This window comes from Paenarthrobacter sp. NPDC089307 (genome assembly GCF_040685055.1).
Taxonomy (GTDB): domain Bacteria; phylum Actinomycetota; class Actinomycetes; order Actinomycetales; family Micrococcaceae; genus Arthrobacter.
This window is the reverse complement of sequence record NZ_JBFBHE010000005.1, coordinates 207,323-230,299: the sequence shown is the minus strand read 5'-3', so window position 1 is coordinate 230,299 and position 22,977 is coordinate 207,323. Positions and strand designations below refer to the sequence as shown.

Sequence of the window (22,977 nt, the reverse complement as noted above, 5' to 3'; positions counted from 1 at the left end):
TCATAAGGGCATTAGCTGTACAAAAACTACGCGGTGGTGCGGCGTCGGGAAGGTACCGCCGCCACCAGCAAGGCGGCAATCGCGACGGCGGCACTCAGGATGAGTCCCGGACGGTACTGTTCCAGCATTGCCTGGGCGCTGACGGTCCCGGCAGCTTGGCCGTGGCCGCTGACCAGCGCTGTGGTGACGGCCAGGACCAGCGCGGCACCAACCTGTGTGCTGGTTTGGATCAGCCCTGCAGCCAGGCCCTGTTCCGAGTCCTTGATTCCGGCCGTGGCCTGCACGTTGATGGACGGGAAAGCCAGGGCAAAACCGATACCCAGAAGGACCACCGACGGCAGGATGTCCAGCGCGTAGTTCGGTGTGGTGCCTACCCGGAGGAACAGGACATACCCAAGGCCCAGTGCGGTGAGGCCGGTGAGGATCAGCTGCGTGGCTCCGAATTTCTCAATGAGCCGGTCGGCGAACGGCGCGCTGGTGGCCACCAACAGCCCGGCAGGCAGCAAGGCCAACGCCATCCCCAGCGGAGTCCAGCCGAGCACGGACTGCAGGAACATGGTGACGATGAACTGGAAGCTCAGGTAGGAGCCGAAGAGCCCGACTGCGCTGAGGTTGGCCCGGGCTACCCAGCCCTCCTTGAGGATGCCGAAACGGATCAGCGGGTGCTTGACCTTGTTTTCGATGACGGCGAATGCTGTCAGCACTGCGGCAGAGACTGCGAATCCGGCGATTGTTGCCACAGATCCCCAGCCCTGCTCAGGTGCTGAAACCAAGGTGTAGACCAGGCCGAGCATGCCCAGCGCCAGGGTCACGGCGCCCCAGATATCGTGGCCGCTGTCTTCCGCCGATGGCTTGTCCTTGGGGATGAATTTCATGCCCAGCAGGACAACCACGACGGCGATGGGCACCGAGACCAGGAATGTCCAGCGCCAGCTCAGGCTGGTCATGAGGCCGCCGACTACAAGGCCAAGCGAGAATCCGCTGGCGCCGAAGGTGGTGAAGATGGAGAGCGCCTTGTTCCGGGCGCGGCCCTCGGCGAAGTTGGTGGTGATGATGGAGAAGCCGGTGGGCGCTGTGAAAGCGGCAGCCAGGCCTTTGACGAACCGCGTTGCGATCAGGATCGCGGGGTCGTCCACCAAGCCGCCCAAGAGGGACGCCGCGGCGAAGACCGTCAAGGCGATCAGGAAGATTCGACGGCGGCCCAACAGGTCCGCAAGACGGCCGCCGAGGAGCAAGAGGCTGCCGTAGCCAAGGACGTAGGCGGAGACGATCCATTGCAGGGAGTCGGTCCCGAGGTTGAGTTCATGTCCGATGGAGGGCAGGGCAACGCCAACCATGGAGACATCCAGCCCGTCGAGGGCAAGGACGGTGCACACGACCATCAGCAGCAGCCACTGGGCCCGCGTCCAGCGGACGGCTGTTGCTGCTGAAGCCAAGAGTGGCTCGGCAGAGGTTTTGAGGGTGGTGGGTGAGGTCATGCGATCAATCTATATGACACGTCATTCAATGACAAGGAATATGACGCGGAATCTTATGACGTTGATTTTATATGGCTAATGGCCTAGAATGGGGGCATGGCAACGACGCGTGACCGCCAGCTGGAAGACCGTCAATTGGTTGAGCAGTGGCGCAGCATCCAGGGCTCCTACTTCCGCACCGCAGGAGCAATCGACCGCGCCCTGGAAGCCCAGTTCGATATCGGGCTGAATGAGTTCGAAATCCTGGATCTGGTAGCCGACAGCGAAGAATCCTCGTGCCGCATGAAGTCGCTGGGGGAGCGGACGCCCATGACGCAGAGTGCCGTCTCCAAGGTGGTCGACAGGCTGGAAAAGGCCGGTCTCGTCTCCCGCCAAACCTGCGAGGAAGACCGCCGCTCGCTGTTCCTGGAACTTACCGAGGCAGGCCGGGCGCTCCACGCGACCGCCGCCGTCGAACACCGCGCGTTGCTCAAGGAAAACCTGGGCTGAAGCGGCTTCAGCAAACCTCAAGATGTCTTGAGCAAAAACTGATCCAACCTTTCGCTTCATGGCCCCCGCGAAGCCTTTATTTCTGGTGTGATTCCCGCAAGAATGGTGCTTGCACGCCAGGCTGGGGTTTGGTGCCGCTGGCTTTGGGGAGTGTTTTGTGGGCAAGCATCATGAATCAGACCGGGCGATCGACTTGGTCCGCACTGAAAAATTCCGCCGCGTTCTTATCGCCGGATGCCTCGCGGTCCTGGCCTTCTTCGCTTTTGGCTTCCAGCCGCTCACAGCCGTTCCCACGGGAACCGTGGACGGAACACTGGCCCAAGGCGTCGTCGGACCCACAGCGTTGGGAAGCCTCACGCCTCCCGAGGCTGAAACCATGGTCATCGACCCTACCCAGGCAGCCCCTGAACAAACGCCGGGAACGCCCATGGTCTACTTTGACCGTGCGATGGTCCGGACGGTGGGCAAAGACGGCTCCACAGGCCTGACGGTAGCCTCGGCTGGCATGTCCCGGCCCCCGGCGGGCAGCTTGTATGCGCCCCTTGAGGTGCTCAATCCCAGTTCCCCTTACGGGTACCGCTACAGCCCCCTGACGGGACTGGCCGGAGAGTTCCACTGGGGACAGGACTACGCTGCCGCCTGCGGAACGCGGGTCTACGCAGCCGACGCCGGCGTGGTCCGCGCTGTCGGCTGGCACATCTGGGGCGGCGGAAACCGTGTGGAGATCGAACACGGCAACGGCCTGGTCACCACCTACAACCACCTGCAGGACATCGGCGTGACGCAGGGCCAGTCGGTCCGCGTCGGCGAGGTCATCGCCGAGGTCGGTACCACTGGCTGGTCCACCGGCTGCCACCTCCACTTCGAAACCATCGTGAACGGGCTCCACACCAATCCCAACGGCTGGACGTACCTGCCCATCAAGCAAGTCGACCCACTGCAGCCCATGACGTTCGTGAACTACCAGCCGGGAGTTGGCACCGGAAGTTCCGCGCCGCAGTGGGCAGTCCCCGTGGCCGACGGCACCAACCGCGCCGTCATCGGCGGCGAGCATGAGGAACCCGTGGCTCCACCCGTCGTGGTCCCGCCGGTCACCTCGGTGAACACGCCGGGCCCCGTTGTCCCCGCGCCGTCGCAAACCACGACGCCGGTTCCGTCACCGTCCGTAACGTCGACACCGACGGTCACGCCGACGCCGACAGTCACGCCGACGCCGACGGTCACGCCGACGCCGACGGTCACCCCGACGCCGACGGTCACCCCGACGCCGACGACAACGACCACGGCTCCAGTCGCCCCGACTGAGCAGGCGCCAACTGTCCAGACACCAACAGAACAGACGCCAACTGTCCAGACACCAACGGTGCAGTCGGCCGTCGCGCCGCCACCCGCCGTCGTCGAGCCTCTCGCACCTGTACCGCCCGCACCGGCACCTCCCGCTCCCGCGCCGGTAGTCGTGGAGCCTGCTCCGGTGGTGGCCCCCGTAGTTCCAGCGGTGACGCAGACCGTGGCGCCCGCTCCGACGCCCGTGGCTCCGGCACCCGCACCAACACCGGTGGCCGTCCTCCCGTCGGCACTGCCGGTTGTCACGCTTCCGCCCGGCTACGTCCTGATCGCACCGGACCTGGTCCAGAGGCCGGACGGCGTGATCGTGCCGTTGTCCACGCTCATCCTTCCTGCGCCCTAAAACGCCACAAAGCCCGGGAATTTTCGCGGCCTCAGGCCAGCTCCCGTAAGCTCGATGGCGGCGATCCCGCCAGCCGACGACGTCAGGAAGCGAATCCCATGACCAGCCTCTACAGCATTCCCCTCACCTTCAACGATGGCACCGAAGCGGACTTCGGCCGGTTCGAGGGGAAGGCGGTGCTGGTGGTCAACGTCGCTTCGGAATGTGGCTACACCCGCCAGTACGCCGGCCTGGAAGAGCTGTACGGCAAATACCGCGGTCAAGGACTCGAGATCCTCGGCGTGCCCTGCAACCAGTTCGGTGGACAGGAGCCAGGCGCCGATGCGGAAATCGCAGAGTTCTGCGAGCGGAATTTCGGCGTAACCTTCCCGTTGACCAGCAAGGCGAACGTCCTGGGCAAGGAGCAGCACCCGCTCTTCGCTGAGCTCACCCGGGACGACGACGGGCAGCCGGTCAAGGTGAAGTGGAACTTCGAAAAGTTCGTCATCAACCGCGAGGGCGAACTTGTAGGACGGTTCCCATCCGCAGTGGAGCCTGACTCCGAAGACCTTTTGAAAGCAGTGGAAGAAGCATTGGCCTAAGCCGGAAAACCTGAAGGGAGGAAAGTAATTTTCCAACATTCCGCCGGAAATTAGCCAGTTGTTGGCTTGTTGTCTGGTTGGATTGGCCCTACTGGATTGACACGGGAGACGCCGTCTCCCACCAAACGCTAAGGCAAGCTATGGAGCTCATCGAGGCAGAGTACCCCAAACCAGGTCATGTGCTGTTGCACTTGAGCGATCTTCACCTGGTGGGTGGTCCAGGCACGCTCCACGGCTCTGTTGACAGCGCAGCCAGGCTCCAGGAGATCTGCCGGCAGATCGTTGGCTCCCGGATCAAGCCCGAGGCCATCATCTTCACCGGTGACCTCGCGGACAAGGGCGAGCTCGAAGCCTACCAACGCCTCCGCGCCATGATCGAGCCGGTTTGCGACGCACTCGGTGCCAAAGCCATCTGGGCCATGGGCAACCACGACAACCGGGCCAACTTCCGCACCGCCTTCCTGGACGCATCGGAGGCCAGCCGGCCCCAGGACCCCGTTGACCGCAGCTACTTCGTCAACGGGCTCCGCATCATCACCCTGGACACCACGGTCCCCGGGTACCACTACGGGGAATTGTCGGACTCCCAGCTTGAGTGGCTGGCCTCGGAACTGGCTACGCCGGCACCGGACGGCACCATCCTCGCGCTGCACCACCCGCCTGTTCCCTGCGTGCAGGACCTCGCGGTCCTGGTGGAGCTCCGCGGCCAAGCTGCCCTGGCCGCCGTCGTCCGTAATACGGACGTCCGCACCATCCTGGGTGGCCACCTGCATTACTCGACGACGGCGAGCTTCGCCGGCATCCCGGTGTCGGTCGCCTCAGCAACGTGTTACACCCAGGACCTCGGGGTGCGTGCGGGAGGTCAAAGGGGACGCGACGGCGCTCAGTCCTACAACATGATCCACGTCTACGAACACACCATTGTCCATTCGGTGGTTCCCATGTCCGGCGGGGTCACTGTCGGCGAACCCGTGGACGCGGACGAGGTCCAGCGGCGACTGGCCGCGGCCGGCATCCGCATTCCGCACGAATCGCGGGTGGGCGCGCACACCTCACCCGGAATTTTGACGTCGTCCCTGCCGGTTACTTCTCCCAGGGTGCCTTGACGGGGAAGTACTTCTCCAGGAAGTCGGTCACCAGCTCGGCGCGTTCGTTCGCCTCCACTTCCGGGAAGCTGCCGTCGTTGAGGCAGAAGAAGTCCATGTGGCGCTTGGCCAGCAGCTTGGGCAGGTAGTGCAGTCCGGCCCACATCGTTGAATCCACGTAACGGACCTTGGCAGCGGTTTGCGTGACTGCGCGGCCGGTGAGCAAGGCGTAGTAGTGGTACAGCGAGTTGGTGACCGAGATGTTGTCCGCGGCGCGGAAACGGCTGGCCGCGGTCTTGGCGAACTCTGCGGGGAATTCCTTCTCCATCTGGGCCACCACGCTGCGCCGCAGGGGAGCGGCGGTGTGCTCCAGGTGCCTGGTGGTGATCCTGCCGAAACGTTCCCAGAGAAGTTTGCGGTTGACGCGGGCCGCGTTCTCAAAGCCGCTGCGCTCGGCGTCGTTTTCGCCCAGTCCGATCCGGGTGTCGGCCTCGATGAACTTGGTGATCCCACCGGGCGTGAAGAACATGTCCGGTCCCACCGGACGGCCAAAGAACATGTCGTCGTTGGAGTACAGGAAGTGCTCGGACAGGCCTTCGATGTGGTGGAGCTGGCACTCCACTGCCTGGGAATTGTGGGTGGGCAGGACCGAAGGATCGGCGAAGAACTCCTCGCTCCGGACGATCGTCACAGCGGGGTGGTCCGCCAGCCATTCCGGGGCCGGAGAATCGGTGGCGATGAAGATCCTGCGGATCCATGGCGCGAACATGTGGACCGAACGCAGCGCATACTTCAGCTCGTTGATCTGCCGGAAGCGGGCCTCGTGGTCATCGCCTTCGCCCAACACGGCGTTGGCCTGCTGGGCGCGCCTCCGGGCGATGTATTCGGGGTCGCTGCCATCCACCCAGGAGAAAACGATGTCAATGTCGAAGTCGATGTCGCTGGCGTGGTCAGCGAACATGTTCTCGATGGTTGGCCAGGAAAGCCCGTGCCGCTGGACTGTGCCGCGGACGGCGTCCTGCCGGAGCATGGTGCGGCGGGTCAGGGAATTCTCCACGGGCAGTTCCAGGTGGTCGCCCTCGAACCTCCAAAGCTCAAGCTGCACGCCCAGTGCGGGGCCGTACCAAAGTCCGCCGCCGATCTCGACGCGGGGCCGGTACAAGCGGAAGATCCGGGCCTTGCGGTTGGCGGTGAGGTCGCCATCGGCCACCAGCATGGAGGTCTTCTTCTTGGCGTCCACTGTCATCGAGTAGAAGGGCTCATTCCGGAACGCCGTGACCAGTGCCTTGCGGACGTCCTTGCGTGATTCCCAGTCGACGGCGATGACAGGCCGCTCGTCGTTGCCGCGCACCAGGATGAAATCGATGCCGGCAGCATCCAGGGCCGCCCGTACGGCCAGGAGATCGGAGACCATGGCCTGTTGCGGGGTCAGGTCGCTGTTGATCAGGGCGTACCGCCCACGGTGACGAACGACGTCGGACCTGTGCCTGAGATGCGCGACGACGGACGGCGAGACCGCCTCCGCAATCGTGTCCTCTTCGACGGAAGGGCTGCCGTGGTAAATCGGATCGACCTGTGCTTGTGTGATGGCTGTTTCTCCGGGATCGTCGGTGTTACTGGGGTTGGTGGTGCAGTGCCGCTGCTAGATGGCCAAGGCCTCGCGCCAGCTGCGGAGGAATGCTCCGCCGGCGTCGTCGTGGATCACGTCCTCCGCCAGTTCCAGGTCGGCGGCGGTAAGAATGCTGTAGGGCTTCACCGGTACGCCGTCTGCGGGCCGGACATCCACGTGCTTCACGTCGTGGTCGTTGTGGTGCAGCCAGTCTGCCATGGCGTAGTCGGTTCGGGAATCACCCACTGTCCGCCAGGAGAGCGGCGTGATGCCCTGGGCGGCCAGGAGTTCAACGGCCCGGCTCGCTCCCAGGTCCTTGCCCAGGCGGACCGACTCGATGTCCGTGGAGATGATGGTGGGGTCAAGGCGGTAGTCCGCAGTGTCGTCGGACTCAGGTGCGTGATGGTCCAGGATGGCGGCGCGGAGGCCATGCCGTCCCATGATGCCCAAAGCGTCGGCGTCGAAGAGCTTCTGCTCCGCCAGGTAGTCCGCGCTGGACACGTCCAGGTGCTGCTCCACGGAGACCATGGCACGCTTTGTCTCGTCGAAGAACATGTGTGTGGAGTAATCCTCGGCCACCAGCCTGCGGATGTCGTCGCCGTAGGCTTTGGGTACCGCGAGTTCGTGGTCCACGTGGATGGGACCCGGGCCTTCAGCGGTGTAGCTGAACCACACGGCGCCCTTCTCGCAAATGGCGTGGATCACCGTGTCCGCGGGCATCCCCGCAGCGATCATGGGTTCCATGACCTGCTGGGCGATGAACGCGTCTGAGCGGCCGGTATTGAAGATGACAGGGATCCCCGCTGACGCCAGCGCCACCATGTCGGCGATGATGTCCGGTTTGACGTCGCGTGTCACGGGGCTGGCGATGGGCCCATCCACATCCAGCAGCAAAGCCAGTGGGGGCTCGGTGCGGGCAGCGGTCCGGTCGGTACCTTGGATCGGTTGGGTCATGCCCCTATTCTGTCAGTCCCGCAGACTCCCCACACAGCTGTGACGTCTGTGACGCCACGACGGCGGTTAGTCACCTTTTGGCTACAACCTTCCTGTGCTGCGGGTCACAAGTTCCGTTACGGCGGCATCTTCCATAGGCTTGCAGGGTGATCTTCAAAGCTGTGGGCGAGGGACGCCCGTACCCTGACCATGGATACTCCGCGCCGAGGGACTGGGCGGCCCTGCCCCCGCGCCCTGTCCGGCTGGATGACCTGGTCACTACCAAACGGACCTTGGACCTGGAGGCGTTGCTGGCTGAAGACTCCACGTTCTTTGGAGATCTGTTCCCGCACGTCGTCCAGTACCAGGGCGTGATGTACCTCGAAGACGGCCTTCACCGGGCGGTCCGCACGGCACTGCACCAACGCACGGCCATCCACGCACGCGTATTGGTGATCGATGGCTAGGCTGTCCGGCCCGGACCAGGGTAGTTCCCGGCCAAAAAAACGTAAGCGTCCCAAGGATGTGACGCAGCTTCACGGCCACCACGTGGTGACAGGGCCCGAGCTCCGGGCAACGTTTGCCGACGACGCTCCGGTGCGCCGCGGCAGTTTCGGTCGTCGCTTGTTCCATGGAATCGTCCTTGTCCTGCTGCTCGGCGTGATAGCAGCAGGCGCAGTCGGCGCCTGGGCGGTCATGAACGGCGTCATCAAGGTCCCGACGGCGATTGCCAGCAAAGCCCCAACGAGCCTTTGCCCTTCCACCACGTTCGACTACGTGCCCAATGACACCGTCCAGCTCAATGTCCTCAATGCCACGTCCCGCGGCGGGCTGGCTGCGACGGTGGCCGATCAGTTCACTGCGCGTGGTTACAAGGTGGCATCCGTGGGCAACAGCGAAACCGCCTACTCAGGCATCGGCGTGGTGGTCTCCGGGGTCAAGGGCCAGGCGGCTGCCTTTAACGTCCAGCGCAACATAGCCGGCACGGACTATTTCCAGGACAACCGGGAAGACGAGTCCGTGGATGTCATCATCACCCCTGGCTATGAGGGCCTGGTGGAACCGCAACTGGTGGACCAAACCCCCGGCAAGCTCCTGTGCCCCCGCGAGGAACTGCGGATCGCCGACAACTCCAAGTGGCCCATCATCCCGACGCGACCCGCGGGGCAGTAGGCAAAACCCCGTGCAGTAAGCCAGGCCCCGGAGTCAGGCTGTTGGCGTGGCATCGGCCAGCAGGACTGGCCTGCCGGCCTCGTCGAAACGCGCGCCGGCGCCCAACTGGATAAAGTGCACAGTCTGCGCTGTCTGGGCTTCTTGCGCGGCAAGAAGCCCGACGTCGGAGGCCGGGGCCGGTGGGGGCGTCCCGCCGTCGGGCGTCCGGTTGCGTCGCGCCGCGCTGGCGGACAGCGTGCCGTGGATGAGCCGCGCGAGCTGGGCGACGTCGATGTCCGGAAGGTAGCCCTGCCGGACGCCATCCTGGAGGATGTCCTGGAGCAGTGTGTTGAGCTCCCCAACATGGTCGGCGAGCTTGGCGAAGGATCCGGGGGAGAGTACGGCGGCCATGGCCGGGCCCGGGGGCAGGTGGCGGCGGCTAAGGTCCTCCACCTGGGCGCGGACGTAGAGTGCCAGGCGATCCACCGGGTTCTCCAGCGCAGCCAGTGAGTCCCGGAGGTCCACGATGAAGCGTTCCGTCTCGTCCAGGGCGTACGCGATGAGAAGCTGCTCCATGTCCGCGTAATAGTTGTAGACGGCCGTGCGGCCAACGCCGGCGTGGCGGGCAACATCGGTCATTGTCAGTCCGGGCAGGCCATGGGTAAAGAGGAGCTCGCCAAAGGCCGTGAGAATCCGACGTTGGGTCGCGGCGCGTTGGGCAGCGTTCGTGGCGGCCGTGATCCTGGGCATATAGACACTTTACAGTGATCTGTCAGCAAACCGGCTCCCGGCGCGGTAGCGGCTACACCGGACGGTAACATCGTGCACAAGGGAAAACCGGGAACATCGCAGCAAGGGGGCGTCTTGCGCGCAACGGTCAAGGATGTAGCGCGCCGCGCGGGGGTCTCACCCAAAACGGTCTCGAATGTCATGAACGGAATCGTGCCCGTCAGTGAGCCTACGCGGCTCAGGGTAGAGCAGGCCATGCAGGACCTGGACTACGTCCCGAATCTTTCCGCACGTGGACTGCGCAACGGACGCTCGGGTGTTATCGGCTTGGCGCTGCCGAACCTCGGCACGCCTTTCTCCGCGGAACTTGCCCAGTGCGTTGTTGAAGTTGCCCACGCCCAGGGATGGAGCGTGCAGATCGAGGAAACGGGCTCCGATCACCAGCGTGAACAGGAATTGATGACGCGGGCCCGCGCCAACCTGATCGATGGGCTGATCCTCAATCCCGTGGTGCTGGATGAGAGTGCGGTAAGGGTTGGCGTCGCATTGCCTCCCGTGGTCCTGCTGGGTGAAGTGTCCCAGGAGCTGGCAGATCGCGTGTACGTGGACAGCTTTGCCGCAGCACGCGATATGACCTTGGCCTTGGCCCGGCCCGGGCGGCGGCGTATTGCGGTGCTCGGCATCAACCGGGGAAGGAAATCGGCCACGGCCATCCAGCGGACCCAGGGGTACGAAGCGGCCCTGCTCTCCCTGGGTATTCCCAAGGACGAATCCCTGATGATCGCCTGCGAGGAGTGGACCCCGGTGTCTGCGGCCCGGGCCCTCACGCGCTATCTCGAAACCAACCCGCTGCCGGAGGCGCTCTTCTGCTTCACCGACTCCATGGCCTTGGGTGCCCTGAATGCCCTGTGGAAACGGGGAGTGCGCGTTCCGGAAGATATTGCCGTTGCGGGCTTCGATGACATTGCCGATGGCCGGTTGGCCATACCGCCGCTCAGCACGGTGTCCTTTGACAAGCGGACCATCGCCAGCGAGGCCCTGCGCCTGCTTACCGAGCGCATGGCGGACAGGGGCCATGCCCAACGCATTGTGTCCGTCCCGTACACGATTGAAGAGCGGGACAGCAGCCGCTGAAAGTGCCGCATAAGTAAAATTGTTCGCGCTAACAATTTTCCTTGCCCTGCACATTACAACGATGTAATGTGAGAGCTGCGTCACCCCTGGGCCACCTTTTACCCGTGCGAGGAGACGCGACGGATCCGGACTTTAGTGCAGCAGTGTGTGTCCTTTCAGCGGACCCTTCCAAAGGAGTGACGGGTGAAGCAGTTTGAATCTTTGACCGGGAGAAGTTTGTCCCGGAGACAGTTATTGACAGGCTCGGCGCTGCTTGGCGGCGGGCTTCTTGCTACTGGCCTTACCGGGTGCGGCGGAGCAGCCGGAGCCGCGTCCACGCAGACCATCAACTTCTGGCATCTCCTCTCCGGGGGAGACGGCGTCAAGATGCAGGCCATGATCGCCAATGCCAACCAGGCCAATCCGGACTTCAAAGTACATCCCACGGTTTTGGCCTGGGGCGCGCCGTACTACACCAAGCTGGCCATGGCGTCGGCAGGAGGACGTCCACCCGAAGTCGCCATCATGCATGCCAGCCGGGTACCCGGCTATGCCCCCGGTGGCCTCATTGAGCCTTGGGACCTGGCCCTGTTGGCCGAAAACGGCATCACGCCGGAGAACTTTGCTCCGCGCATCTGGGAAAAGAGCCAGCAAGACGGAAAAGTGTTCTCCCTCGCGCTGGATTCACACCCCTTCATCATGTTCTACAACACAGACATAGCCGGGAAAGCCGGGCTGTTGGAAAGCAACGGCCAGTTGGGGGAGGTCAGCACCCCTGAGGAGTTCAAGGCCATGGCGCTGGAGATGCAAAAGGTCACCAAAGCCCACGGCCTCTCCTTTGGCTACCTGAACCTAGGCTCGCAAATGTGGCGGTTGTTCTACACGCTCTACAAACAGCACGGCGCGGAGATTGTGCTGACTCCCGGCCAACCCATGCAGGCTGAGCGGGACGCGGCCATTGAATCTCTGGAGTTCATGGCCTCGCTCTTTGATGACACCATCGCGGCCAAGGGCAACGACATCAATACGGGCATCGCCGAGTTTGTCCGGGGCGACTCGGGGATGCTGTTCAGCGGTGGCTGGGAGCTGCCAACGATGAAGAAGGCAAAGCTGCCGGTGGATGCCCTCACCATTCCCACTCTCTACGGAACGCCCGCTTCCTACGCCGACTCGCATTCCTTCGTCCTTCCCCGCCAGCTCGTGGCCGATGAAGAGAAGCGGAAGGACACGTACAAGTTCGTCAGTGACATCCTGAAGGGCTCTTTGTCGTGGGCTGAGGCGGGCCATATCCCGGCGTACCAGCCGGTGGTGCAATCGCAGGCCTACAAGGAGCTCTCACCACAAGTCCACTACGCCAACGCGGCGGACATCATCGCCTACGACCCCGAGGCCTGGTTCAGCGGATCGGGTTCGGACTGGCAGAACTATTTTGCCGAGTACATCCAGAACGTACTTCTGGGGCGCACCAAAGCAGCTGAGGGGTGGGACGGCTTCGTGGGCCGCACCAACGACCTTCTATCCCGGCCCAACCCGGTCTGACCGGCACAGCACACCGAGCGACAAAGGAGTCCTTCATGAGTTCCTCTACAGTGTCCCGGCAGGCCCGCCAGCTACGGACAACACCCGCCCCCGGCATCAAGACCGGGCCCTCCCTGCGAAGCAGCAGGAACAACGTCAGTGGCTGGGCGTTCGCCGCCCCGTTCCTCGTGTTCTTCCTGGTCTTCCTCGTCTGGCCGATCCTGTACGGCTTCTACATGAGCCTGACAGGCAAGTCCCTCACGGGCGCCAACGACGCCCTCATCGGTTTTTCCAACTACTCCGAAGCTTTTGCCGACGCCGGGATGTGGCGTTCCCTGGGCAACACGCTCTACTTCACGGTGATCAGCACGGTTCCACTGGTGCTGGTGGCGTTGGTGATGGCGGCGTTGCTGAACATCGGCCTTCCCGCCCAGTGGCTCTGGCGGCTTTCCTACTTTGCCCCTTTCCTCCTCGCGTCCACGGTTGTCTCCCTGTTCTTCGTCTGGATGTACAACCCGCAGCTTGGCCTGATCAACGATTTCCTGTCCAAGTTCGGCATCCCGAAGGTCGGCTGGCTGAACGATCCCAATGTGGCCATGTGGTCCATCGTGATCGCAACGCTCTGGTGGACAGTGGGATTCAACTTCCTTCTGTACCTGGCAGCCATGCAGAACATCCCCGCCCAGCACTACGAAGCGGCATCGCTGGACGGCGCCGGGGCCTGGCGGCAATTCTTCTCCATCACGCTGCCGCAGCTGACCCCCACCACGGTGATGATCGTGTTGCTCCAGATCCTGGCATCGCTGAAGGTCTTTGACCAGATCTACCAGATGACATCCGGTGGTCCGGGCGGATCAACCCGTCCGGTGGTCCAGTACATCTTCGAAACCGGGTTTACCGGATACCGGCTGGGATATTCCGCAGCCATCTCCTATATCTTCTTCGGACTGATCGTGCTGGTCTCCGCCCTGCAGTTCGTCATCACCCGCCGCAGGAGCGCATAGCCATGGCAAATACAACACTCACCCGTTCCGTCCAGCGGCGTGCCGGCTCCGGCCAGGTCATCCGCCAGCCACGCAAGAAGCTGACAGTAGGAAAAGTCGCCGCCATCGTGGTGGCCGCTGTCCTCGCGGTGCTCTGGTTGGTTCCCTTCGCCTGGGCAACCGTCACCGCTTTCAAGTCCGAAACGGATGCGTCAGCGTCCAAAGTCAGTTGGGTACCGCCGTCGGGCTTTACGTTCGATGCCTTCGTCAACGTCTTCCAGGCCGGCAACATCCCGCTCTGGACGTGGAACTCGCTGTACACCTCCGCCGCCATCACCCTTGTGACCCTGGTGATCTCCGCCTTCATCGCCTACGCCCTGTCCAGGATTGAGTTCAAGGGCAAGAAAGTGCTGATGACGGCGATCATCGCCAGCATCATCGTGCCACCACCGGTGCTGATGATTCCGCTCTTCTACCAAATGCTCGCGTTCAAGATGATCGATACCCCGTGGGCCATCATCCTCCCGCAGGTGATCCACCCCGCCATGGTGTTTGTCCTTAAGAGGTTCTTCGACCAGATTCCGCATGAACTCGAGGAAGCAGCAGTGATGGACGGAGCCAGCCGGCTCAGGATCTTCCTGCAGATCATCCTCCCGTTGTCCCGGCCGATCCTGGCCGCCGTCGCGATCTTTGTGTTCATCGGCGCGTGGAACAACTTCCTGTGGCCGTTCATCGCCACCAACGACGACTCCTTGCTGACCCTCCCTGTAGGCCTGCAAACCATCAAGAGTGCCTACGGCGTGCAGTACGCGCAGAACATGGCCTCTGCGTTGCTGGCGGCACTGCCGCTGATCGTCGTCTTCCTGTTCTTCCAGCGCCAGATCATCAAGGGCATTTCCACCACCGGCCTCGCCGGCACGTGACCGGCACCCACGGCAGAACAACAGTTTCAGAAAACAACCAAGGAGATTCATGTCCCGCGCACGCATCACCCTCGACCGCGACTTCACGGTTGGAGAAGTACCCCGCCGCCTCTTCGGCTCCTTCGTGGAGCACATGGGCCGCTGCGTCTACACCGGCATCTACGAGCCCGGACACCCCGAGGCAGACGAGCAAGGCTTCCGCCAGGACGTCCTGAAGCTCGTCAAGGAACTCGGCGCCACCGTCATCAGGTATCCCGGCGGCAACTTCGTCTCGGGCTACAACTGGGAGGACGGGATCGGCCCGCGCGAAAACAGGCCCCGCCGCCTCGACGGCGCCTGGCACACCGTGGAGACCAACGCGTTCGGCCTGCACGAGTTCGTGGACTGGTCCAAGCAGGCCGGCACGGAAATCATGGAAGCCATCAACCTGGGCACCAAGGGAGTCGAAGAAGCCCGCGCCATCGTTGAGTACTCCAACCACCCCGGCGGCACCTACTGGTCGGACCTCCGCGTCAAGAACGGCCACAAGGACCCGTTCGACATCAAACTCTGGTGCCTGGGCAACGAGATGGACGGGCCGTGGCAGATCGGGCACAAGACGGCCGACGAATACGGCCGCCTGGCCCAGGAAGCCGCCAAGGCCATGCGTTACGTGGATCCGTCCATTGAACTCGTGGCGTGCGGCAGCTCCAATTCCCGTATGCCCACGTTCGGGGACTGGGAGCAGACTGTCCTCACGCACACCTATGACGAGGTGGACTACGTTTCCCTCCACGCCTACTACTTCGAAGAAGAAGGCGACGTCGGCAGCTTCCTGGCGTCCGCCGTCGACACCGACTATTTCATTGAGTCAGTGATCGCTACGGCCGATTCCGTGCGGGCCAAGGGCAAGCACAAGAAGCACATCAACTTGTCCTTCGACGAGTGGAACGTCTGGTACCAGCGCGGCCGGGATACCGAGGACCAGCTGCGCAACATCGTCAAGGGCCCGTGGCGCGAACACCCGCGGGTCATCGAGGACAAGTACAACGTCACTGATGCCGTGGTGGTGGGTACGCTGCTCAACTCGCTGCTGCGCCATGGCGACCGCGTGAAGATCGCCAACCAGGCACAGCTGGTCAACGTGATCGCGCCGATCCTGTCCGAGGAGAACGGGCCGGCCTGGAAGCAGACCATTTTCCACCCGTTCGCCCGGATGGCAGAGCTCGCCAAGGGCCAGATCCTGCGGCTCTCCGTTGATTCGGACAAGTACTCGAATGACCGTTTCGGGGACACGGACCTCGTGGACGTCAGCGCCACGTGGAACGAGGAAACGGGCCGGGTTGCCTTGTTCTTCGCGAACCGCGGCCTGGAAGAAGCGGCCGACGTCGAGACTGCCCTGCGCGGCTTCGACGCCCGGCAGGTGGTTCGCGCCGAGGTCCTGGAAATTCCCGACGGCGGCGACCGCTTCACCATCAACAGCCAGGACCAGCCGGACCGGGTGGGGCTCAAACCGCTGGACGGCGTGAAGGCGACTGGTTCGGAACTGCGCCTGACGCTGCCCGCACTGTCCTGGGCCGTCGTCGAGCTTGAAGTGGCGAAAGCCTAGCGCTCGCCGTTGAAGAAGCAACGCGGGGTCACTTATGGCCTATCCCGAGGGGGATTATGGGCCATAAGTGACCCCGCGTTGCGTTAAATGCTGCAGCCGTCCGGGCCGCAGGCCTCGGCGTCGGAAGCGCCCACCGGGATCAGGGGGTTGGCTTCCTGCCAGGCCTGGTTCAGTGCCTGGCTGAAAAGGTCGGCGGGCTGGGCACCGGAGATGCCGTACTTGCGGTCGATGACGAAAAACGGGACGCCGGTGACGCCGATGGCGCGGGCCTCGTTGATGTCCTCATTGACTTCGTCCGTGAATTTGTCAGTGCTGAAGAGCTCTGCCACCTCGTCGGCCGGCAGCTCCAGCGCTGCGCCAAGTTCCGTGAGGTATTCCCGGTTGCCGATGTCCTTGCCGTGCTCAAAGTGGTCGCTGAGCAGCTGTTCCTTCGCGGCATCCTGGCGGCCATGGGCTGCGGCGAGGTGGATGAGGCGGTGGGCCGTGAAGCTGTTGGCAACTACTACCTTGTCGAAGTGATAGTCCAGGCCCTCGCCCTTGGCGGTCTCCGTGACGTGGGCGAACATCTGCTTGACCTGCTCCGGAGCCATGCCCTTGCGCTTGCTCAAGTAGTCCAATTCCGTGCCGTCATAGTGCCCGGGGATTGAGGGATCCAGCTGGTAGCTCTTCCACTCAATGTCCACGGAATCCCGGTGGGGGAACTTTGCCAGCGCGGTCTCGAAACGGCGCTTGCCGATGTAGCACCACGGGCACGCGACGTCTGACCAGATCTCAATCTTCATGCTTTCGTCAACCCCGGCCACCGTGGAGGCATTCCGGCTGCAGCCTGTTATTTTCCTCACTGGACGAATAGCCTTGGAAAAGGGTTAGGAAGCCAGCCCACGGTTGGGGGATTTTGCGCGGAGGCCCGGATGCGCATTGGACTCATCGTTGGACCATGGTTTACCGTCCCGCCGGAACGCTACGGCGGAACCGAAAGGGTAGTGGATGCCCTTGCCCGTGCGCTGGTGGGTGCCGGGCATGAAGTCCTCCTTGCCGCGGCTTCGGACAGCACGTGTCCCGTTCCCCAGATGCCCGGCTTCGGTCCCAGCCAGCCGGAAGACATAGGGCTCACTCTCAGCGAGTTGAACCATGTCATCAAGGCTTACCGCGGGATGGGCGGCGTGGACATCATCCATGACCACACGCTGGCCGGCCCCCTTTATGCCCACCGGCCCGCGGACATTCCCGTTGTCACCACTATCCACGGACAATTGACGGCCCAATCGGCGGGGCTTTACCGCGCGATGCAAAGGGACACGTCCATCATCGCGATCTCCAACGACCAGCGATCCATGCTCCCTGACCTCAACGTCGCAGCCGTCATCCACCACGGGCTGGACCTGTCCACCGTCTCTGTGGGAGACGGCCGGGGCGGCTATGCATGCTTCGTGGGACGGATGTGTCCGGACAAGGGGCTCATGGAAGCGGTGGCCGTTGCCAGGGAAGCCGGTATCCCCCTGAAAATAGCAGCGAAGATGCATGCCAAGGACGAACGGGAGTTCTATAGGGATGTGGTGAAACCGGCGTTGGGACCGCAGGAGGAATTCCTGGGTGAACTCTCCGACCCCGAAAAATATGAGCTCATGGGCAGCGCAGTCGCCTTGATCAACCCCATTCAATGGCCCGAACCTTTTGGACTGGTCATGATCGAGTCACTCGCCACCGGCACGCCTGTGGTGGCCACCCCGATGGGTGCGGCCCCGGAAATCGTCAAGCACGGAACAACCGGCTTCCTGGGCGAAGTCCGCGCCCTTGCGGGCTTCGTCGATGCTGCCGCCCGGTTGAGCCGGGAGGACTGCCGGCGCTCCGTGGATGAGTACTTCAGCGCGGAACGCATGGCAGCTGACCATCTGGATCTCTACGCGCAAATCCTTCAACAATTCAGGGGCAAGGGCCTTCACGGCGGCGCCTTCGTAGAAGAGAATCAGAGTCAGGCCTTGTAGCAGAGGTTGCTTGCCCGCGAAACCGACCCCGCCCTGAGGAGCCCTGCCGCGCATGACCGCTTGGAACGCAGACACGGAAGCCGGAGCGTCCGAGCTGGGGGCGGTGACCGTCGTCGAAGGTTCGTCCTTCTGCATTTCCGCCCACGCAGGTGACATCCATGGCGGGGGATCGCAGGGTGCGTATTACCAGGACACGCGCATCGTGTCCCGCTGGGTACTGCGCATCAACGGCGAACCCCGGGAGCCGCTGGTAGCCCGCAATCCAGCATCGTTCCAAGCCGAGTACGTGGGGCGCGCCTGTACCGAGGACGGGCGCTTCGAAAGCCCGCTGCTGGTCCGCCACCAGCGCAGTGTGGGAGCGGGCCTGCGCGATGACCTCACCATCACCAACTACTCCGGCACGCCGTCGACGTGCACCGTTGAACTGCTTCTCGACGCCGACCTGGCCGACCTTTTCGACGTCAAAGGCGGGCGGGTGGGAACCGCGGATGGGACCATCAGGGCAGCGCGCGATGACGGGCTGCACATCGATGCGCTGCACTCCAGCGGACAGCGGCGCGGGGTGCTGTTCCAAGCGGAGGGGGCAAAAGTCACCGGGGAAGGATTGACCTTCAACGTCACCATTCCCGCCAGGGAAGACTGGTCCACCACCGTCATTGCCTTGCCGCTGGTCAACGGCGAAGCACCTGAAGACCACTTCACTGTGGGAACGCCGCTCCAGCACACCACAGGAGCACGCCGGCAAACCCAATGGGAGGAACACGTTCCGCGCATCACTGTCACGGACCAGAATGTCACCGACGTGCTGGACCAAAGCCAGCGGGACCTTGGATCCTTGAGGATTTTCGACGACGAACACCCCGGCCGTGCGGCCATCGCCGCAGGGGCGCCGTGGTTCATGGCCCTGTTCGGACGCGACTCGCTCCTTTCCTCCTACATGTCCCTCATGGTTGATCCGAGCCTGGCCGCCGGGACCCTCCAGACCCTCGCCGGACTGCAAGGGAGCAAAGTGGACCTGGACTCCGAGGAAGAACCCGGGCGCATGCCGCACGAGGTCCGGCTGGGAATCACCGCGGGCCTGTCGCTTGGCGGAACCGCCTACTACGGAACCGCTGATGCAACACCGCTGTTTGTCTCCACCCTGGGCGAGCTGAGCCGGTGGGGGCTGGGGGAGGACATCATCGAATCCCTGCTCCCACACGCGGACCGGGCCATCGAATGGATGGAGAAGTACGGCGACCGGGACGGTGATGGGTTCATCGAATACCAGCGTCCCAACTCCCACGGGCTGGTGAACCAAGGATGGAAGGACTCGTGGGACGGCATCAACTTCGCTGATGGCCGGATGGCTGAGGCGCCGATTGCGCTCTGCGAAGTCCAGGCCTACTCCTATGCGGCGTACGTTGCCCGGTCGCTGCTGGCACGCGCGGCGGGCGACACCGCCGTCGAACGCCGTTGCGCGGACCGCGCCGAAGAACTGAAGGAGGCCTTCAACAAAACCTTCTGGCTGCCGGACAAGGGCTACTTCGCCCTCGCGCTGGACAAGGACAAGAAGCCAGTGGACTCCTGCACGTCCAACATGGGCCATTGCCTGTGGGTGGGCATCGTGGATGAGGACAAGGCTCCGCGGGTGGCCGAGCGGCTCATGTCCAAGGAGATGTTCACTGGCTGGGGCATCCGCACCCTCGGCTCGGACATGGGCGCCTACAACCCCGTCAGCTACCACAACGGCTCGGTGTGGCCGCACGATACCGCGCTCGCCGCGACAGGACTCATGCGGTACGGCTTCGTGGACGAGGCCAGCCGCGTCGCGCAGGGATTGTTCGACGCCGCCGAACACTTTGGCGGGCAGCTTCCGGAGCTTTTTTGCGGCTTTGACCGTTCAGACTTCCCGGAGCCGGTACCGTATCCGACGGCGTGTTCCCCCCAGGCGTGGGCGGCCGCTGCTCCGGTTCAACTCGCCAGGATCCTGCTGCGTTTCGACCCCGACTTCACCCGCGATGTGCTCCATCTGGCGCCGATCCTCCCCGAGTCATTTGGGGAGTTCACGGCCGAAAAGGTACTGCTGGGGAGTTCACGCCTCTCCGTGCGGGCGTCCGGTTCCTCGGGTACAGTCAGCGGGTTGCCTGCCGGCCTGCAGTTGCGCAACGATCCGCGGCCTCCGCTGGCCGGGGATCTGTTTGGCTAGAGCCTGTTCTCCATGACGAAGTCGTGCTCCACGGTATTGCCGAGCTTGAACGACTTGGTGCCTACCCGCTGGAAACCGCTCTTTTCGTAGAAGCGGATGGCCTTGGCGTTCTCGCTGTTCACGCCGAGCCACACACCTGCCGCGCCCTTGTCCGTTGCCAGCGCCAGCGAAGCCTGGATCAGCCGTGAGGCTGCGCCCTTTCCGTGGTGGTCCGGGTGGACGTAGCACTTGCTCAGCTCGGTGGACGGCAGCGCCGAAAGCACGGAGGCGACGTCCGGATCCGCGGTCGGCTTGGCAATGAGCATGGTGTACCCGGTGAGCTGGCCGTCGTCGTCGAGCACCATGATGGTGATGTTCGCATCGGTGAGGTACTCCGAAAAGTTGGCTTCGCTGAGCGTCTTTTCAAGGTGCGCCTGGATGTCCGCCGGCGAGGAGCCCGGTGGGCAGGCCAGCGGGAAGGTGATGGCGGCAAGCTCAGCCAGCTTCCCGGCGTCGTGTGCTGTTGCGGTACGGATGGTCTCGGCCACGTGGTCCCCCTCGCGAGTTTTTGTACAGGTAATGCCCCTAAGAACGCATCTTAAGGGCATTAGCTGTACAAAAACTCCACGTTAGGGGGTGGGGGTGGGCCTGACGGCGTTGGTTGCCCGGTCTGCGAGGACCTGGGGCTCGCTGCCGGAATCGAGGATGGTGTTGCGCGTTGATTCCGGATCAACCAGGACAGACGTCACCGCAAGGGCGTCAGCGGCGTCAGTAGCCAGCAGGGCGTCCACCTGGGCCTCGAAGCAATCGTCGCTGGCGGCGGCGTGAACATTCATGGCAACTACGTGGTTGTTGGACACGAAATTGCCTGCCCCCTCGCGCAGCCTGATGATGACCGGCGTGGCGCCTTCCGGACGGATTTGCTCCGAATCGATGATCTGGGAGAAGTGGTTGCCGATCACCGAGTTGTTGCTGCCACTGACACTCAGGACTCCGTGCAGGTCATCGAGTCCGTTGTCGATTCCCAGGAACGGCGTCCAAGGTTCGTGGTCACGGAGGAAGTGGTTGGTGGCCACGAGGTTTTCCGAGCTGTTTCCTTCAAGGACAACCATGCCGGGGTAGAAGGAATGGAGGCGGTTGTTGGTGATACTGGAGCGCGTCACGCCGCGGAAATGGACGCTGCTCGCCCCGCGGGGGAACACGTTGTTGGCGGTAACCAGGAGTCCGCCGTGGTTTTCCGCGTAGATGGAGTGGCCTTTGAATCCTGCGCCGATCAGGTTGTCGGTGATCTTTGACGCCTGGCCCCATCCGCGCAGCTCGATGCAGCTTCCGCATTCGGCAATGAAGTTGTTGTGGATGGAGAGGGCATCGGCGTTGTGGATAGTCAGGGCGTGTTCGAGGTAGATGAACCCCATCTCGTTGACGCGGAAGGAATCGTTGGCGCTGGCAACGTGGATGCCGGTCTTGCCGTTGACGTAGGTATTCTCCGCCGGCAGCTCCGAGCCGTCCGGGGCGAAGTGCAGCCCATCGATGCAGAAGTTGGCGAACTCCACCGAACTGATCCGGGGACTCCCCGCACGCTCAACACGGAACGCTGCTCCACTGGCGGGGTCCGCGCTGTCAGCAGCGGGAAGATCCACCAGCACACGGCTGCCACCGGGCCACAATTCATGGAGATCGGGCCATTCATCCTGGGGAACGTTGAACCTGATGCTCGAGGACGTGAAGCCGTGGCCCGAGCCCTGGATACGGAGGAAGCTGATGTCGATCAGGACCTGCGTGCGCAGGCGGTAGTCGCCCGGCGGCAAGTAGATCACGGCACCGGGCTTGCCGCCGTCGTTCACGTCCGTGGCATTTTGGCGTTGCTTGACATCGGCGATGATGCTGTTGATGACCTCGCCGACGTCCTTGCTCGGGTCGCCGACGGGCCAGGTGGTCACGTCGTAGTAGTTGCTGCTGGACATGCTGTGGATCCTCTTGAAGTTGGGGGTGGTCAGGTGGCGGGCTGGTGTTCGGGCAGTTCGGCCAGCAGCTCGTCCGACGTCGGCGGGTTGGCGCCCGCACGACGTACAGTGATGGCCGCCGCCTTGGTGGCCCTGCGGCCCAGGGACTCCAACGCTTCCGGTGTGAGCCCGTTGGCTCCGGTCATCAGGAGCCCGTGGATCAGCGCGGACATGTATGAGTCGCCGGCGCCGATGGTGTCAGCCACGGTGGAGGTTACCGAGGAAACCAAGACCTGGGCGCCAGTGGTCGAGAGCATGGATCCTTCCGAGCCCTTGGTCACCACCACAAGGCCGGCCCCAAGGTCCAGGATGCGCCGGGATATGTCCTCCAGCGAGTCCTTCGGGTAGAGCCAGTGCGCGTCCTCATCACTGAGTTTGACTACGTCAGTGAAAGGAACGAGGTCCTCGAAGATCCCTTTTGCCTGGGCCTGGCTCCCCACAAGGGCGGGGCGGATGTTGGGATCGTAGGTGACCACGCAGCGCTGGTGTACCTCTTCCAGCAGCTCCCGCACCGTTGCCGCCCCTGGCTCCAGGAAGGTGGCAATCGACCCCGTGTGCAGGATTTTGGGCAGGGTGGTTGGGGTGATCCGGGGAAGCTCCCACTGAATGTCGAAGTCATAGCGGGCCGAACCGTCCGACGCCAGGGTGGCGGTTGCCGTAGCGGTTCGGCCGCCTGCGCGGGCACCGGCAAGGAGTTCGACGCCGGCACTTGCCAGGTGCCGTTCAATGGCGCCCCCGTGGTGGTCGTCGCCGATCGAGGTCAACAAAGCGGTAGGCACACCGAGCCGTCCGAGGCCATAGGCCACGTTCGCGGGCGAGCCCCCGGGGTGCTCCACGGTGCCGCGGGACGAGACGACGATATCCACCAGGGCTTCACCGACAACCAGGACTTCCGGGTCCGGCTTCCTGGCAGGCTCCGGGATCTGCGGTTCTGGGATGATCTGCATGACGTAC

Annotated in this window: 21 protein-coding genes; 13 read left to right on the top strand and 8 right to left on the bottom strand. The window is 63.5% G+C overall.

Translation table 11 applies throughout. The features are described from left to right. Positions 1-26: 26 nt before the first annotated feature. Complete coding sequence (locus AB0N72_RS13900; RefSeq protein ID WP_363930956.1) at positions 27-1,478, bottom strand: MFS transporter; 1,452 nt, start codon at positions 1,476-1,478, stop codon at positions 27-29. Positions 1,479-1,574: 96 nt separating this feature from the next. Between AB0N72_RS13900 and AB0N72_RS13895 the strand changes: the two genes are divergently transcribed. The 4 genes from AB0N72_RS13895 (at position 1,575) to AB0N72_RS13880 (ending at position 5,341) form a co-directional block, all read left to right on the top strand. Further along, positions 1,575-1,967, top strand: a complete 393-nt coding sequence (locus tag AB0N72_RS13895; protein WP_363930955.1) for a MarR family transcriptional regulator — start codon at positions 1,575-1,577, stop codon at positions 1,965-1,967. A gap of 157 nt (positions 1,968-2,124) precedes the next feature. Next, positions 2,125-3,654, top strand: a complete 1,530-nt coding sequence (locus tag AB0N72_RS13890; RefSeq protein WP_363930954.1) for a M23 family metallopeptidase — start codon at positions 2,125-2,127, stop codon at positions 3,652-3,654. Positions 3,655-3,752: 98 nt separating this feature from the next. Next, on the top strand, positions 3,753-4,235 hold the full coding sequence (locus AB0N72_RS13885; protein ID WP_363930953.1) for a glutathione peroxidase: 483 nt from the start codon (positions 3,753-3,755) through the stop codon (positions 4,233-4,235). A 140-nt stretch (positions 4,236-4,375) separates the two neighbouring features. Further along, positions 4,376-5,341, top strand: coding sequence for a phosphodiesterase (locus tag AB0N72_RS13880; RefSeq protein WP_363930952.1), 966 nt, complete (start codon positions 4,376-4,378; stop codon positions 5,339-5,341). On the opposite strand, the gene AB0N72_RS13875 is transcribed toward AB0N72_RS13880, so the two are convergent. Then, positions 5,319-6,884, bottom strand: a complete 1,566-nt coding sequence (locus tag AB0N72_RS13875) for a stealth family protein (RefSeq protein ID WP_363931244.1) — start codon at positions 6,882-6,884, stop codon at positions 5,319-5,321. The two genes, AB0N72_RS13880 and AB0N72_RS13875, sit on opposite strands and share 23 nt — an antisense overlap. Positions 6,885-6,962: 78 nt before the next feature. Then, positions 6,963-7,883 (bottom strand): hypothetical protein, encoded by a 921-nt coding sequence (locus AB0N72_RS13870; protein ID WP_363930951.1) that lies wholly within the window; start codon positions 7,881-7,883, stop codon positions 6,963-6,965. Between the two features lie 146 nt (positions 7,884-8,029). On the opposite strand from AB0N72_RS13870, the gene AB0N72_RS13865 reads away from it, so the two are divergent. Together AB0N72_RS13865 and AB0N72_RS13860 are read left to right on the top strand one after the other, a co-directional pair. Continuing rightward, complete coding sequence (locus tag AB0N72_RS13865) at positions 8,030-8,329, top strand: type II toxin-antitoxin system VapB family antitoxin (protein ID WP_018778077.1); 300 nt, start codon at positions 8,030-8,032, stop codon at positions 8,327-8,329. A gap of 58 nt (positions 8,330-8,387) precedes the next feature. Beyond that, positions 8,388-9,035 carry a LytR C-terminal domain-containing protein gene (locus AB0N72_RS13860; RefSeq protein WP_363930950.1) on the top strand — a complete coding sequence of 216 codons (648 nt, stop codon included), beginning with the start codon at positions 8,388-8,390 and terminating at the stop codon, positions 9,033-9,035. 33 nt (positions 9,036-9,068) lie between these two features. Here AB0N72_RS13860 and AB0N72_RS13855 read toward each other — a convergent pair whose 3' ends face one another. Then, positions 9,069-9,764 (bottom strand): TetR/AcrR family transcriptional regulator, encoded by a 696-nt coding sequence (locus AB0N72_RS13855; protein WP_363930949.1) that lies wholly within the window; start codon positions 9,762-9,764, stop codon positions 9,069-9,071. 114 nt (positions 9,765-9,878) lie between these two features. Between AB0N72_RS13855 and AB0N72_RS13850 the strand changes: the two genes are divergently transcribed. The 5 genes from AB0N72_RS13850 (at position 9,879) to AB0N72_RS13830 (ending at position 15,868) form a co-directional block, all read left to right on the top strand. Beyond that, positions 9,879-10,877: a LacI family DNA-binding transcriptional regulator gene (locus AB0N72_RS13850; RefSeq protein ID WP_363930948.1), complete on the top strand. Its 999-nt coding sequence runs from the start codon at positions 9,879-9,881 to the stop codon at positions 10,875-10,877. Positions 10,878-11,060: 183 nt separating this feature from the next. Further along, positions 11,061-12,395, top strand: coding sequence for an extracellular solute-binding protein (locus AB0N72_RS13845; RefSeq protein WP_363930947.1), 1,335 nt, complete (start codon positions 11,061-11,063; stop codon positions 12,393-12,395). Positions 12,396-12,430: 35 nt separating this feature from the next. Beyond that, complete coding sequence (locus tag AB0N72_RS13840) at positions 12,431-13,378, top strand: sugar ABC transporter permease (protein WP_363930946.1); 948 nt, start codon at positions 12,431-12,433, stop codon at positions 13,376-13,378. Positions 13,379-13,380: 2 nt separating this feature from the next. Next, positions 13,381-14,280, top strand: coding sequence for a carbohydrate ABC transporter permease (locus AB0N72_RS13835; RefSeq protein WP_363930945.1), 900 nt, complete (start codon positions 13,381-13,383; stop codon positions 14,278-14,280). 49 nt (positions 14,281-14,329) lie between these two features. Next, positions 14,330-15,868 carry an alpha-N-arabinofuranosidase gene (locus AB0N72_RS13830; protein ID WP_363930944.1) on the top strand — a complete coding sequence of 513 codons (1,539 nt, stop codon included), beginning with the start codon at positions 14,330-14,332 and terminating at the stop codon, positions 15,866-15,868. Positions 15,869-15,951: 83 nt separating this feature from the next. Here the strand turns inward: AB0N72_RS13830 and AB0N72_RS13825 are convergent, their stop codons facing one another. After that, positions 15,952-16,650 (bottom strand): DsbA family oxidoreductase, encoded by a 699-nt coding sequence (locus AB0N72_RS13825; protein ID WP_363931243.1) that lies wholly within the window; start codon positions 16,648-16,650, stop codon positions 15,952-15,954. Between the two features lie 129 nt (positions 16,651-16,779). On the opposite strand from AB0N72_RS13825, the gene AB0N72_RS13820 reads away from it, so the two are divergent. Both AB0N72_RS13820 and AB0N72_RS13815 read left to right on the top strand, forming a co-directional pair. Further along, the gene (locus AB0N72_RS13820) at positions 16,780-17,853 is read left to right on the top strand and encodes a glycosyltransferase family 4 protein (RefSeq protein ID WP_363930943.1); all 1,074 of its coding nucleotides are present in this window, start codon (positions 16,780-16,782) and stop codon (positions 17,851-17,853) included. A gap of 52 nt (positions 17,854-17,905) precedes the next feature. Then, positions 17,906-20,041: a glycogen debranching N-terminal domain-containing protein gene (locus AB0N72_RS13815; protein ID WP_363930942.1), complete on the top strand. Its 2,136-nt coding sequence runs from the start codon at positions 17,906-17,908 to the stop codon at positions 20,039-20,041. Here the strand turns inward: AB0N72_RS13815 and AB0N72_RS13810 are convergent. From AB0N72_RS13810 to AB0N72_RS13800, 3 genes are all read right to left on the bottom strand, one after another. Continuing rightward, positions 20,038-20,568, bottom strand: a complete 531-nt coding sequence (locus AB0N72_RS13810) for a GNAT family N-acetyltransferase (protein WP_363930941.1) — start codon at positions 20,566-20,568, stop codon at positions 20,038-20,040. The genes AB0N72_RS13815 and AB0N72_RS13810 overlap by 4 nt on opposite strands. A gap of 81 nt (positions 20,569-20,649) precedes the next feature. Further along, positions 20,650-21,984, bottom strand: coding sequence for a NosD domain-containing protein (locus AB0N72_RS13805; protein WP_363930940.1), 1,335 nt, complete (start codon positions 21,982-21,984; stop codon positions 20,650-20,652). A gap of 29 nt (positions 21,985-22,013) precedes the next feature. Further along, positions 22,014-22,970, bottom strand: coding sequence for a carbohydrate kinase (locus tag AB0N72_RS13800; RefSeq protein WP_363930939.1), 957 nt, complete (start codon positions 22,968-22,970; stop codon positions 22,014-22,016). Positions 22,971-22,977: the final 7 nt, after the last annotated feature.